Here is a 13354-nt window from a genome sequence, read left to right on the forward strand (position 1 = left end):
CAGGTAGGGAAGACAATTATCATTTTTTACATTGCAATTATGTTTTGTCTTTTCTGTGATCTTAATTCTGTTTAATTTGTCTGTTTTCAGGTGGTAAATATAATTGCAGTGATGGGGGCCACGAAAGGAAATAATCGTAACAGCAATGCAAAATAACATAAAAAAGGGCGCTCTGTAGAGCGCCGAATAACAGTCACAGGTTGGGATAACATAAGTTGAGGGTTGCAGTGGCATTGCCCGTTGCCGGGCAGGTACTTCGATAAAACTTAACCTTTCACACCACCCGCCGTCAGGCCGTTGACCAGCCAGCGCTGTGCCAGCAGGAACACCAGAGTGATCGGAATAGCGGAAAGTACAGCAGCGGCGGCAAAGTCGCCCCACAAGTAGTTCTGTGGATTGAGGTACTGCTGCATACCTACCGCAAGGGTGTAGCTGTTCACATCACGCAGCAGCAGTGACGCGACCGGTACTTCAGTAATAGCGGCAATGAATGACAGAATAAACACGACCGCCAGAATCGGTACGGAAAGCGGCAGCAGTACCAGGCGGAATGCCTGCCACGGTGTGGCGCCATCCAGCGCGGCCGCTTCTTCCAGCGAACCGTCGATGGTTTCAAAATAGCCCTTAATTGTCCACACATGCAGCGCGATACCGCCGAGATAGGCGAAGATCACGCCGCCGTGAGTGTTCAGGCCGATAAATGGAATGTACTGGCCCAGGCGGTCAAACAAGGCGTACAACGCGACCAGAGACAGCACCGCCGGGAACATCTGGAAGATTAGCATCCCTTTCAGCAGGGTCGCTTTACCCGGGAAGCGCATACGGGCAAAGGCGTAAGCACAGGTGGTGGAAAGCGTCACAATACCAATCGCGGTAATGGTGGCGACTTTCACCGAGTTCCACAGCCACAGCAGCACCGGGAACGGCGGCGGAGTGACGCGGCCATCCGCATGTTCTACGCTAAAGCCCAGCGCCAGTTTCCAGTGTTCCCAGGAAATATTATCCGGGATCAGGCTGCCGGTAGCGAAGTTACCTTCACGCAGCGAAATGGCGATAACCATCAGCAGCGGGAACATGATCGCCGCGATAAAAATCAGCAGCCCTAAGTGCGTTGCGAATAAACGTAACTTTTGTGATTTCGGTTGGACCATAGCCATTGTCGTTATCTCCCTTAATCAAACTTCATACGCGTGGCTTTCAGGTTCACGATGGCCAGTGCGCCTACCAGCAGGAAGATCAGCGTGGCAATCGCCGCCGCCAGACCGAAGTCCTGACCGCCGCCGCCTTCAAAGGCGATACGGTAGGTGTAGCTGACGAGCAGGTCGGTGTAACCGGCAGGCGTGGTGGTACCGAGGCGATCCGGGCCGCCGTTGGTTAACAGTTGAATCAGCACGAAGTTATTAAAGTTAAAGGCGAAGCTGGCGATCATCAGCGGCGTCAGCGGCTTAATCAGCAGCGGTAATGTAATTTTAAAGAAGTTCTGGAACGGACCCGCGCCGTCCATTGCCGAGGCTTCATACAGATCGTCAGGAATCGCTTTCAGCAGCCCCATGCACAGGATCATCATGTACGGATAACCCAGCCAGGTGTTAACGATGATAATCATCGAACGCGCGGTGGTTGGATCGCTAAACCAGGCCGGCTTGATACCAAACAGCGCGCTGAGCATCATGTTGATTTCACCAAAACTCTGGTTGAACAGCCCTTTGAAAATCAGAATCGAGATAAACGACGGTACGGCGTAGGGCAGAATCAGCAGGACGCGGTAAATCGCTTTGCCCTTCAGAGATTCCCACTGCACCAGACAGGCCAGCACCATACCTACAGCCACGGTCAGAATCACCGTCAGGACTGAGAACACTACCGTCCAGACAAAGATGGCGAAGAACGGTTTCTGGATGCCCTCGTCGGTAAATACGCGAGTGAAATTGTCCCAGCCGATGGTGACGGTATAGCCCGGGCTGAGTTTTTCAGTACCCCAGCTACCGTCTGCGTTAATGGCCTGATAATAACCAATATCGTTATTAGCGCGGTACTTCACGCCGCTTTGATTGTTGGTGAGCGTCCCATCATCGGCCAGGGAGTAGAGCGGCTGCGTACCGGAGAACTGACGCAGTGAACTCATGATGACTTTGCTTTCGTCCGGCAGAATGGCTGTTAGCTGAGTCAGCGCCTGACGATTCTGGGTGATGATGCGCAGCGTCGCACGTTCGCCCGCTGGCAGAGCCTCGGTTTCTTTTAACTGCAGCTTCTGTTCGCCGCCAAATTTAAAGGCGTCGGAAACATAATTTTTTCCCGTTTCACCGTCGGTGAGGGCCAGTTGCCACTCATCACCCGCCGGATACAGGCCAAAGTTGTAAGTTTTACCTGCCTGATAAGAACGATCCATCAGGACTTGTTGAGCACGTTCAAAGGTCAGTTGGTTGGTGCTGCTGTAGTTGGTAAAAGCAATGGCGATGGTACAAATGAGCGGAAACAGGACAAACAGCCCCATACCGGCCACGCCAGGATAAACATAGCGCCAGGCATAGGCTTTACGGTTAGCGAAAATATACAGGCCAACAGAGCTTAAAATTAGCGTCATGATGGCAAACAGATACTCCCCCTGAGCGTACATCAAAACAACAAGGTAACCGACCAGCAGACCAAGCAGACCCATTACTGACCATTTCAGCATGTCGCTTTGCCACCAGTGTTTCTTTTTAATGACATCCATGGGGTTCAATCCTCAACAACAATGAAAACCTGTTGGTCAGCGTGCCTGATGGCGCTGCGCTTATCCGGCCTACATACGTTGTAGGCCGGATAAGGCATGTATGCCGCCATCCGGCACGTTCACAACTGTATTACTTGGTGATACGACCCTGCGCGTCTTTCAGCGCGGCATCGACGGTCTGACGACCGCTGGCGGCGTTGATCACTGCGGTACGCACGGCATACCAGAATGCGGACATCTGCGGGATGTTCGGCATGATTTCGCCTTTCTGGGCGTTATCCATGGTGGCCGCGATACGCGGATCTTTCGCTAACTGTTCCTGGAAGGATTTCAGCGCAACCGCGCCCAGTGGTTTGTCCTTGTTCACTTCATCCAGACCCTGGTCGGTCAACAGGTAGTTTTCGAGGAACTCTTTCGCCAGTTCTTTGTTCGGGCTGGCGGCGTTGATACCCGCGCTCAGTACGCCAACGAACGGTTTAGACGGCTTGCCTTTGAAGGTTGGCAGCAGCGTAACGCCGTAGTTCACCTTGCTCTTATCGATGTTGGACCACGCCCACGGACCGTTGATGGTCATCGCGGTATCGCCTTTGTTAAAGGCCGCTTCGGCGATGGAGTAGTCGGTATCCGCATTCATGTGTTTGTTTTTGATCAGGTCGACCAGGAAGGTCAGGCCCGCTTTCGCGCCAGCGCTATCCACGCCCACGTCTTTCACGTCGTACTTGCCGTTTTCAAACTTGAACGCGTAACCGCCGTCGGCGGCAATCAGCGGCCAGGTGAAGTACGGTTCTTGCAGGTTGAACATCAGCGCGGATTTACCTTTCGCTTTCAGCTCTTTATCCAGCGCCGGAATTTCTTCCCAGGTTTTCGGTGGGTTCGGAACGAGGTCTTTGTTGTAAATCAGCGACAGCGCTTCCACGGCGATCGGGTACGCAATCAGTTTGCCGTTATAGCGTACGGCATCCCAGGTGAACGGATAGAGCTTGTCCTGGAACGCTTTGTCTGGGGTGATTTCAGCCAGCAGGCCAGATTGTGCGTAGCCGCCAAAACGGTCATGCGCCCAGAAGATGATGTCCGGGCCGTCGCCAGTCGCGGCAACCTGCGGGAACTTCTCTTCCAGCTTGTCCGGGTGCTCAATCGTAACTTTGATACCCGTGTCTTTCTCGAATTTTTTACCCACTTCAGCGAGGCCGTTATAGCCTTTGTCGCCGTTAATCCAGATGACCAACTTACCTTCTTCAATCTTGGCGAGAGCCGAGGCGGAAAACATCATCGTCGTTAATGCAGACAATGCGAGGATGCGTGCGCCAGTTTTGATATTCATAGTTCCCATCCTGTTTGGTGATTTTGCAGAGGTGGCTTAACGGGTACTAGTTTCTTTATACGGCAACCTCTTTCCATCCTCCTTACACCTACGCCCCACCCGTTCTTTATGTGATCTGTGTTACATAAATGTGAGTATTGCGCACTGGCGCACATAAAACCCCACCCATTTTTGCAAGCTGCATCACGAAATTCCTCTGAGGCTGGTGGTCCGGGTCTCAGACGCTGCGCTCTCATCCTCCCGCCTCCTCCCCCATAAAAAAGCTGGGGGGTGGAGGATTCACGCCCGTGAGGGATAACGCATAGTCAGTCCATCATGAATGTTGCTGTCGATGACAGGTTGTAACGAAGGGAGAAGGGCATGGCGAGCGTACAGCTGCGAAATGTAACGAAAGCCTGGGGTGACGTGGTGGTATCGAAGGATATCAATCTCGACATTCACGAAGGGGAATTCGTGGTGTTTGTCGGACCATCAGGCTGTGGTAAGTCGACCTTGCTGCGTATGATCGCCGGACTTGAAACCATCACCAGCGGCGACCTGTTTATCGGGGAGACCCGGATGAACGATATTCCGCCCGCCGAACGCGGTGTGGGCATGGTCTTCCAGTCCTATGCGTTATACCCCCATTTATCCGTCGCGGAAAACATGTCGTTCGGCCTCAAACTGGCCGGCGCGAAAAAAGAGGTAATGAACCAGCGCGTTAATCAGGTAGCTGAAGTTCTGCAACTGGCGCACCTGCTGGACCGTAAACCGAAAGCGCTTTCCGGCGGACAACGTCAGCGTGTGGCGATTGGCCGTACGTTGGTTGCCGAGCCGCGAGTATTCCTGCTGGACGAACCGTTGTCGAACCTTGACGCCGCGCTGCGCGTCCAGATGCGTATTGAAATCTCCCGCCTGCATAAACGTCTTGGCCGCACGATGATTTACGTCACCCACGATCAGGTCGAAGCGATGACCCTGGCAGACAAAATTGTGGTGTTGGATGCCGGTCGTGTGGCGCAGGTCGGTAAACCCCTGGAGCTGTACCACTATCCTGCCGACCGCTTTGTCGCGGGCTTTATCGGTTCGCCAAAGATGAACTTCCTGCCGGTGAAAGTTACCGCAACGGCAATTGATCAGGTGCAGGTTGAATTACCAAACCGCCAGCAAGTCTGGTTACCCGTCGACAGTGCCCGCGTTCAGGTGGGCGCCAATATGTCTTTAGGTATCCGCCCGGAACATCTGCTGCCCAGCGAAATCGCCGATGTCACCCTTGAAGGTGAAGTCCAGGTGGTCGAACAACTTGGTCACGAAACACAAATTCATATCCAGATCCCCGCCATCCGTCAAAACCTGGTTTACCGCCAGAACGACGTGGTGTTGGTAGAAGAGGGTGCCACATTCGCTATCGGCCTGCCGCCAGAGCGTTGCCATCTGTTCCGTGAGGATGGCACTGCATGTCGTCGGTTGCACCAGGAGCCGGGCGTTTAAGGTCCCCATAAAAAAACGAAACGCAAAACCATTCGCAGTTTCAGAAGGTGGCAGCGTTTAAAGAAAAGCAATGATCTCAGGAGATAGAACGATGATTACTCTGCGCAAACTTCCTCTGGCGGTTGCTGTGGCAGCAGGCATTATGTCTGTTCAGGCAATGGCTGTGGATTTCCATGGTTATGCTCGTTCCGGTATCGGTTGGACGGGTAGCGGCGGCGAACAACAATGTTTCCAGGCAACAGGTGCACAAAGTAAATACCGTCTCGGTAACGAATGTGAAACCTATGCGGAAATCAAATTAGGTCAGGAAGTGTGGAAAGAAGGCGATAAGAGCTTCTACTTCGACACCAACGTCGCCTACTCCGTAGCACAGCAGAATGACTGGGAAGGAACTGATCCAGCCTTCCGTGAAGCCAACGTGCAGGGTAAAAACCTGATTGAATGGCTGCCAGGCTCTACTATCTGGGCCGGTAAGCGCTTCTACCAACGTCATGACGTGCACATGATCGACTTCTACTACTGGGATATTTCAGGTCCTGGCGCCGGTATTGAAAACATCGATCTGGGCTTCGGTAAACTGTCTCTGGCCGCGAGCCGTTCTCAGGAAGCGGGTGGTTCATACGCGTTCAGCAGCCAGAATATCTATGATCGTACCAAAGATACCGCCAACGACGTATTTGACGTTCGTTTAGCGCAGTTGGCAACGAACACTGACGGTATGTTGGAACTGGGTGTTGACTACGGTCGTGCGAATACGACAGATGATTACAGCCTGGCAGACGGCGCATCAAAAGATGGCTGGATGTTCACCGCTGAACATACTCAGAGCATGCTGAAGGGCTACAACAAGTTTGTTGTTCAGTACGCGACAGACTCCATGACCACGCAGGGTAAAGGTTTGAACCAGGGTTCTTACGGTTCTTCTTCCTTCACCATTACTAATCCAGATGGTAGTAAAACCAATTACGCCAATAACGTGATTAATAACAACGGTAGCCTGGTGCGTATTCTCGACCACGGCGCCATCTCCTTGGGCGACAAATGGGATCTGATGTACGTCGGTATGTACCAGAACCTCGATATGGATAACGATCTGGGTACCGAATGGTACACCGTCGGTATCCGCCCGATGTACAAATGGACGCCAATCATGAGCACCCTGATGGAAGTCGGCTACGACAACGTCAAATCTCAGCAGACTGGCGATCGCAACAGCCAGTACAAAATCACCCTCGCGCAACAGTGGCAGGCTGGCGACAGCATCTGGTCCCGCCCGGCAATTCGTGTCTTCGCAACCTATGCCAAGTGGGATGAGGAGTGGGGCTACGTCAAAAATGGTAACGACGTAACCAAATATGCAGCTGCAACGAACTCTGGTATCAGCACCACCAGCCGTGGTGACAGCGATGAGTGGTCCTTCGGTGCTCAGATGGAAATCTGGTGGTAATTCAGCACTAACCTGACGTAAAGACCGAAAGAGGGGCGTAAGCCCCTCTTGATTACGGTTTAGCGCGCTATTGCCTGGCCACCGCTGAACCCATGCTATCTGAGGTGATAACAATGAAAATGAAGAAAAGTCTCGTTGCCCTTTGTTTATCTGCAGGGTTATTTGCCAGCGCGCCTGGCATCAGCCTGGCCGATGTGAATATTGTTCCGCAGAACACCACCGCGGCGCCTGCTATTCCCACTGCTGCGTTGCAACAGCTAACCTGGACGCCTGTTGATCAATCCAAAACTCAGTCCACGCAGCTTGCGAGCGCGGGCCAGCGTTTGGATGTTGCTGGAATTACCGGTCCGGTCGCGGCCTGGAGCGTACCGGCCAATATTGGCGAGTTAACTCTGACGCTAACCAGCGAAGTAAACAAACAAACCAGCGTATTTGCGCCAAACGTCTTAATTCTTGATCAGAACATGACGCCATCTGCGTTCTTCCCCAGCAGCTATTTCACCTACCAGGAGCCCGGCGTAATGAGTGCCGATCGCCTGGAAGGCGTAATGCGTCTGACGCCAGCGCTGGGCCAGCAAAAGCTTTATGTTCTGGTCTTTACGACGGATAAAGACCTCCAGCAGACCACGACCCTGCTTGATCCGGCAAAAGCCTATGCCAAGGGCGTCGGTAACGCCGTACCCGATATTCCGGACCCGATCGCGCGTCATACCACCGATGGTCTGTTGAAATTGAAAGTCAAAACCAGCTCGTCCTCCAGTGTGTTGGTCGGGCCGCTGTTCGGTTCTTCCGGCCCTGGCCCTGTCACTGTCGGCAATACCGCAGCGCCTGCAGTGACTTATGCTGCTCCGGCAGCAGCGGTTGCCACTCCTGCGCCGCAGCCGGTGAAGAAAAGTGAGCCGATGCTGAACGACACCGAAAGCTATTTTAATCAGGCGATTAAGGATGCCGTGGCGAAAGGCGATGTCGATAAAGCGCTGAAGCTGCTTGATGAAGCTGAACGTCTGGGATCCAAATCAGCCCGATCCACCTTTATCAGCAGTGTAAAAGGCAAGGGGTAAACATCACCCCACATTGTTGATTTTGCAACAACTGGTGCGTCTCCTGGCGCACCTTTTTTTATCCTTCAGTGCGAATTGTTACGCTTATGTTGCTCTGCCGATCACTTAATTGTGTTTGCTCACCCCGTAATGCCTTTTCTGCGATACAATGCCTTTAGGTTATAAATCGGAGAGTAAGGCATGCCACACCCTGCGTTAACGCAACTGCGTGCGCTGCGTTATTTTGATGCGATCCCGGCGCTGGACCCGCAACTGCTCGACTGGTTGTTACTGGAAGATTCCATGACCAAACGTTTTGAGCAGCAGGGCAAAGAAGTCACCGTCACGTTGATTCGCGAAGCGTTCGTTGGGCAAAATGAGGTGGCTGAAGAACTGACGCTGCTGCCTAAAGAGTCCCGCTATTGGTTACGCGAAATCCTGTTATGCGCGGATGGTGAACCTTGGCTTGCCGGGCGTACCGTGGTGCCTGAATCCACCCTGTGTGGCCCTGAACTGGCCTTACAAAACCTGGGGAAAACCCCGCTCGGACGCTACCTGTTTACGTCATCGACATTGACCCGAGATTTTATTGAGATTGGCCGCGATGCAGCGCTGTGGGGGCGTCGTTCCCGCCTGCGGCTGAGCGGTAAGCCGTTGATGCTTACCGAGCTTTTTCTGCCTGCATCGCCGTTGTACTGAGAGGAAGATAAAGATGGAGTGGAGTCTGACGCAGAATAAGCTGCTGGCGTTTCACCGCTTGATGCGTACGGATAAGCCAATCGGCGCCTTACTGCTGCTCTGGCCTACGCTGTGGGCATTATGGGTAGCAACCCCTGGCATGCCGCAACTGTGGATCCTGGCGGTTTTTGTCGCCGGCGTATGGTTAATGCGCGCTGCCGGATGCGTGGTGAATGACTATGCCGACAGGAAGTTTGACGGCCACGTTAAGCGTACCGCGAATCGACCGCTGCCGAGCGGGGCTGTCACCGAGAAAGAAGCCCGAACGCTGTTTGTCGTACTGGTATTGCTGGCCTTCCTGCTGGTATTGACGCTCAATACGATGACCATTTTGTTGTCCGTTGCGGCATTAGCGCTGGCGTGGGTTTACCCGTTTATGAAGCGCTATACGCATCTGCCGCAGGTGGTGCTGGGGGCGGCGTTTGGCTGGTCGATCCCGATGGCGTTCGCCGCCGTGAGCGAGTCCGTACCGCTGAGCTGCTGGCTGATGTTCCTCGCCAATATCCTCTGGGCGGTGGCCTATGATACGCAGTATGCAATGGTTGACCGCGATGATGACCTGAAGATCGGTATTAAATCGACCGCGATTCTGTTCGGCCAGAACGACAAGCTGATTATTGGTATCCTGCAGGTGGGCGTGCTGGTGCTGATGGCGCTGGTGGGCTGGTTAAACGGGTTGGGACTGGGCTATTACTGGTCTCTGTTAGTGGCTGGGGCGCTGTTTGTGTATCAGCAGAAACTGATCGTCAACCGTGAACGTGACGCCTGTTTTAAAGCGTTTATGAACAATAACTATGTTGGTCTGGTGCTGTTCTTAGGCCTGGCAATGAGCTACTGGCATTTTTGAGTTTGGCTTAGCCTGCAAAATAAAAACCGGTCATTTCGACCGGTTTTTTTATGCTTACTCGCCTTGTGTGGCGCTCTCGATGGTCAGACGCACATCCGACGTGACCAGTTCGGCCAGCATCTGATAGATCTTCATCGTCTCTTCCGGTTCGGCATCTCCGGTATCGCTGATATATCCCTCGTCACGCAGCGTCAGCACCAGAGAGCTGAACACGGCCTTGTCGAAGAATTCCGGCGCGTTAATGCCGTGCAGGACAGAAAGACGCTGAGCCACGGTGCGGCTCTCTTTCTCCAGCGTACCACGGTTGATAGATGGGTTAGCGCTCAGTAGCCAGAAGGTAATAGCGTAGCGCTGCAACGTCTCACGAGCACCCGCCGCCAGCAGTTGTAGCGTACGGGAGCGGGCCGGATTGATATGCAGTTCGTCATCGTCCAGGGTGATGAGTCCCTGGCGCTGCATTTCGCTGGCCAGTTCGTCGATCACGCCAGCGAGTTCGTCACGCTCCCAGCGCAGGAACAGCTCCGCTTTCAGCATTGGGTATAGCGCTTCAATATGCTGCAGCAGCGCGGCGCGTGAAATATGACGATGCTGGGTTACGATGGCCGCCATTAACGAAGGCAGAACCAGCATATGCGCAATGTTGTTGCGGTAGTACGTCATCAATACCGCCTGCTCGCGCGGCAGAATGATGATGTCACCAATGGTGTCTTTCTCGACCTCAAACTTGTTCATCTGCAAGGCATGGTCAATTAGTTCACTGGCGCTCTGCGCAGGAACCGTCGCATCCGGGGCATACGGTACGTTGCGCAGCAGACTCAGATAGCAATCGAGTTGTTCAGTCAACTGCTCACGGGTCAGAGAGCGCTGGCGGGAAGCCAGTAACGCGGTACAGCACAGGTTCATGGCGTTGGCCGCGCCTGCGTTGTTAATGCGTACCATCAGATCGGCGGCAATGTTATTTACCGTCGGCGTCAGCCAGGCTGGACGGATAGACTCGATAGGATCGATAGATTCACGCCACTCCGGCACATGCTGGTTGAGGTAAGTCATCAACGGCATCGGCTCGCCAAAGTTAACGTAACCCTGACCCAGATTACGCAGCTTGCTTAAGCCACGCAGCATTTGCGGCAGGCTCTCTTTCTCTTTCGTCGCGCCCCGCAGTTCTTTCGCATACGTGCCCACTTCCATGACGTGCTCGTAGCCGATGTAGATCGGTACGAGGGTAATCGGACGCGTACCGCCGCGCAGCATCGCCTGAATGGTCATCGACAGCGTGCCGGTTTTCGGGTCGAGCAAACGACCAGTACGTGAACGACCGCCTTCGACAAAGTACTCAACCGAGTAGCCGCGGCTGAACAACTCGCCCAGGTATTCGCGGAAAACGGTGGAATAAAGCTTGTTGCCCTTGAAGGTACGACGAATAAAGAACGCGCCCAGGCGGCGGAAGATGGGACCTGCTGGCCAGAAATTCAGGTTGATGCCTGCCGCGATGTGCGGCGGAACCAGACCCTGATGATACAGCACGTACGACAGCAGCATATAGTCCATATGGCTGCGGTGGCACGGAACATAGACGATTTCATGGCCATCGTGCGCCAACTGGCGTACACGCTCTGCATTATGAACGTTAATCCCCTGATACAGACGGTTCCAGGTAAAGCCCAGAATACGGTCTGTCAGACGGATCATCTCGTAGGAGAAGTTGGCGGCAATCTCTTCCATCAGCGCTATCGCATTTTGCTGCGCTTTTTCGTGGGAGATTTTTTTACTGCGCGCTTCATCTTCTACCGCGCGCGCGATAGCTTTTGAGGCCAACAGCTTGTTGAACAGATCCTGTCGGGCAGGGAGGCGCGGACCGACTGCGGCCAGGCGCTGGCGTGCAAAGTGCATACGCGCTACGCGCGCCAATTTCTGGGCGATAATTTTATCTGTACCGTGTTCATCCGCCATGCGACGCAGGGAAACCGACGGGGAGAAGCGGACAAAGCTGTCGCGACCCAGCCAGGACACAGCAAAGAATTTTTGTACGCCGTTCAGCATACGCAGCGGCGGGTTGACCTCGCCTTTTTCGCGTCCAGGCGCACGGCCAAACATTACCGAAACCGGCACCATCTGCACATCCAGGTCTGGATTGCTGCGATGCAAGTCGAGATAGTTATGGAACAGCTTAATAGACTCTTCTTTTGGCGTGTAATAGGTGAAGACACGTGGGCCGCCGTGAATAAACACGTAGCGCGGCAGTAGAGTTCCGTCTATCTCCAGCGGTTCCAGGGGATCCGGGAGATCGTGCGCCAGACATTGGGCGCGCAGCGTCAGCAAGTCTGCTTTGGAGTTGTACGGTAGGACGTACATAATGGGGCGAGAAGTATCGAGCCCCAATTCCGGTGCGGGTTCCGCCGGAATAGACTTGCTTTTTACCAGTACGCTTAATGGTAAATTCAGTAATTTGTAGTAAATTCGTGGCCAGCCGGACATAAACGATGTAAAGCCTCTGGTTAATAATGCAAATGCGCTGCAAGGATATCAGAAAGTTTAGTGAATTTCTGGTGTATCCGGTCATACTTCGCGCTGCTTTGCCACACCCTGAAACAAACGGGGTAACGTTACAATGACATTGACGCTAATAATGTAAAAAGGTTCTTTTTGATGGCCAATAATACCACTGGATTCACCCGAATTATCAAAGCTGCAGGCTATTCCTGGAAAGGTTTTCGCGCCGCATGGATTAATGAGGCGGCATTTCGTCAGGAAAGCGTTGCCGTTCTGCTAGGCGTTGCCATCGCCTGCTGGCTGGACGTCGACGCCATTACGCGCGTGTTGCTGATTGGTTCCGTGATGCTGGTGATGATCGTTGAAATCCTCAATAGTGCGATTGAGGCGGTGGTTGATCGTATCGGTTCCGAGTACCACGAACTGTCTGGTCGTGCGAAAGACATGGGGTCGGCGGCGGTATTGCTGTCGATTTTTGTCGCCTTGATCACCTGGGGCATCCTGTTGTGGTCGCATTTGCGATAAAGATTCCACAACTTCATCATTCTCCTGTTTTTTGTGCAGTTTGCGGTTCCAAAATCACCTTTAGCTGTATATACTCACAGCATAACTGTATATACACCCAGGGGGCGGAATGAAAGCGTTAACGGCCAGGCAGCAAGAGGTGTTTGATCTTATTAGAGATCACATCAGCCAGACAGGTATGCCACCGACGCGTGCGGAGATCGCGCAGCGTTTGGGGTTCCGTTCCCCAAACGCTGCTGAAGAACATCTGAAAGCGCTGGCGCGTAAAGGCGTGCTGGAAATTGTATCCGGCGCATCGCGTGGTATTCGTCTGTTGCAGGAAGAAGAAGAAGGTTTACCGCTTGTCGGTCGCGTTGCGGCAGGTGAGCCACTTCTGGCGCAGCAACACATCGAAGGCCATTATCAGGTCGATCCTTCACTGTTCAAACCGAACGCCGATTTTCTGCTGCGCGTCAGCGGTATGTCGATGAAAGACATCGGGATTATGGACGGTGATTTGCTGGCCGTGCATAAAACACAGGATGTGCGTAACGGTCAGGTTGTTGTTGCGCGCATTGACGACGAAGTGACGGTGAAGCGCCTGAAAAAACAGGGCAACAAGGTTGAACTCCTGCCAGAAAACAGCGAATTCAAACCCATTGTGGTCGACCTGCGCGAGCAAAACTTCACTATTGAAGGGCTGGCGGTAGGCGTCATTCGTAACGGGGAATGGCTGTAATACTCTGTTGAGTCCCTGTAGGCCGGATAAGACGTTTGCGTC

11 protein-coding genes are annotated in these 13354 nt (G+C 53.4%); 7 read left to right on the forward strand and 4 right to left on the reverse strand.

Going from position 1 to position 13354, the window contains the following annotated elements; genetic code table 11:
- Nucleotides 1-266 precede the first annotated feature (266 nt).
- The 3 genes from malG to malE form a co-directional block, all read right to left on the reverse strand.
- On the reverse strand, nucleotides 267-1157 hold the full coding sequence (gene malG / locus JSN25_RS06900; RefSeq protein ID WP_038636242.1) for a maltose ABC transporter permease MalG: 891 nt from the start codon (nucleotides 1155-1157) through the stop codon (nucleotides 267-269).
- Between the two features lie 14 nt (nucleotides 1158-1171).
- Nucleotides 1172-2716 carry a maltose ABC transporter permease MalF gene (gene malF, locus JSN25_RS06905; RefSeq protein WP_038636244.1) on the reverse strand — a complete coding sequence of 515 codons (1545 nt, stop codon included), beginning with the start codon at nucleotides 2714-2716 and terminating at the stop codon, nucleotides 1172-1174.
- A 130-nt stretch (nucleotides 2717-2846) separates the two neighbouring features.
- Nucleotides 2847-4037, reverse strand: a complete 1191-nt coding sequence (gene malE, locus JSN25_RS06910; RefSeq protein ID WP_032940895.1) for a maltose/maltodextrin ABC transporter substrate-binding protein MalE — start codon at nucleotides 4035-4037, stop codon at nucleotides 2847-2849.
- A gap of 360 nt (nucleotides 4038-4397) precedes the next feature.
- On the opposite strand from malE, the gene malK reads away from it, so the two are divergent.
- From malK to ubiA, 5 genes are all read left to right on the forward strand, one after another.
- The gene (gene malK, locus JSN25_RS06915; RefSeq protein ID WP_038636246.1) at nucleotides 4398-5507 is read left to right on the forward strand and encodes a maltose/maltodextrin ABC transporter ATP-binding protein MalK; all 1110 of its coding nucleotides are present in this window, start codon (nucleotides 4398-4400) and stop codon (nucleotides 5505-5507) included.
- Nucleotides 5508-5598: 91 nt separating this feature from the next.
- Complete coding sequence (locus tag JSN25_RS06920; RefSeq protein WP_038636248.1) at nucleotides 5599-6954, forward strand: maltoporin; 1356 nt, start codon at nucleotides 5599-5601, stop codon at nucleotides 6952-6954.
- A gap of 113 nt (nucleotides 6955-7067) precedes the next feature.
- Nucleotides 7068-8015, forward strand: coding sequence for a maltose operon protein MalM (gene malM / locus JSN25_RS06925; protein WP_204525557.1), 948 nt, complete (start codon nucleotides 7068-7070; stop codon nucleotides 8013-8015).
- Nucleotides 8016-8195: 180 nt separating this feature from the next.
- On the forward strand, nucleotides 8196-8693 hold the full coding sequence (gene ubiC / locus JSN25_RS06930; protein WP_038636252.1) for a chorismate lyase: 498 nt from the start codon (nucleotides 8196-8198) through the stop codon (nucleotides 8691-8693).
- A gap of 13 nt (nucleotides 8694-8706) precedes the next feature.
- Nucleotides 8707-9579, forward strand: coding sequence for a 4-hydroxybenzoate octaprenyltransferase (ubiA, locus tag JSN25_RS06935; protein ID WP_003826589.1), 873 nt, complete (start codon nucleotides 8707-8709; stop codon nucleotides 9577-9579).
- Between the two features lie 54 nt (nucleotides 9580-9633).
- On the opposite strand, the gene plsB is transcribed toward ubiA, so the two are convergent.
- Complete coding sequence (gene plsB / locus JSN25_RS06940) at nucleotides 9634-12054, reverse strand: glycerol-3-phosphate 1-O-acyltransferase PlsB (protein WP_038636254.1); 2421 nt, start codon at nucleotides 12052-12054, stop codon at nucleotides 9634-9636.
- Nucleotides 12055-12225: 171 nt separating this feature from the next.
- Here plsB and JSN25_RS06945 point away from each other — a divergent pair, with 171 nt between their 5' ends.
- Entirely contained in the window at nucleotides 12226-12594 is a 369-nt protein-coding gene (locus tag JSN25_RS06945) for a diacylglycerol kinase (protein ID WP_003826594.1), read from the forward strand.
- A gap of 109 nt (nucleotides 12595-12703) precedes the next feature.
- Nucleotides 12704-13312, forward strand: a complete 609-nt coding sequence (gene lexA, locus JSN25_RS06950) for a transcriptional repressor LexA (RefSeq protein WP_003826596.1) — start codon at nucleotides 12704-12706, stop codon at nucleotides 13310-13312.
- The last annotated feature ends 42 nt before the right edge of the window (nucleotides 13313-13354 follow it).

This window comes from Citrobacter cronae, from assembly GCF_016893685.1.
GTDB lineage: Bacteria > Pseudomonadota > Gammaproteobacteria > Enterobacterales > Enterobacteriaceae > Citrobacter > Citrobacter werkmanii.

Bases quoted from the DNA above. Each gene is read 5' to 3' on its own strand.
- JSN25_RS06945 (WP_003826594.1), top strand. From the start codon at position 12,226: ATGGCCAATAATACCACTGGATTCACCCGAATTATCAAAGCTGCAGGC.
- JSN25_RS06920 (WP_038636248.1), top strand. From the start codon at position 5,599: ATGATTACTCTGCGCAAACTTCCTCTGGCGGTTGCTGTGGCAGCAGGC.
- lexA (WP_003826596.1), top strand. From the start codon at position 12,704: ATGAAAGCGTTAACGGCCAGGCAGCAAGAGGTGTTTGATCTTATTAGA.
- malF (WP_038636244.1), bottom strand. From the start codon at position 2,716: ATGGATGTCATTAAAAAGAAACACTGGTGGCAAAGCGACATGCTGAAA.
- malM (WP_204525557.1), top strand. From the start codon at position 7,068: ATGAAAATGAAGAAAAGTCTCGTTGCCCTTTGTTTATCTGCAGGGTTA.
- malG (WP_038636242.1), bottom strand. From the start codon at position 1,157: ATGGCTATGGTCCAACCGAAATCACAAAAGTTACGTTTATTCGCAACG.
- ubiC (WP_038636252.1), top strand. From the start codon at position 8,196: ATGCCACACCCTGCGTTAACGCAACTGCGTGCGCTGCGTTATTTTGAT.
- plsB (WP_038636254.1), bottom strand. From the start codon at position 12,054: ATGTCCGGCTGGCCACGAATTTACTACAAATTACTGAATTTACCATTA.
- malE (WP_032940895.1), bottom strand. From the start codon at position 4,037: ATGAATATCAAAACTGGCGCACGCATCCTCGCATTGTCTGCATTAACG.
- malK (WP_038636246.1), top strand. From the start codon at position 4,398: ATGGCGAGCGTACAGCTGCGAAATGTAACGAAAGCCTGGGGTGACGTG.
- ubiA (WP_003826589.1), top strand. From the start codon at position 8,707: ATGGAGTGGAGTCTGACGCAGAATAAGCTGCTGGCGTTTCACCGCTTG.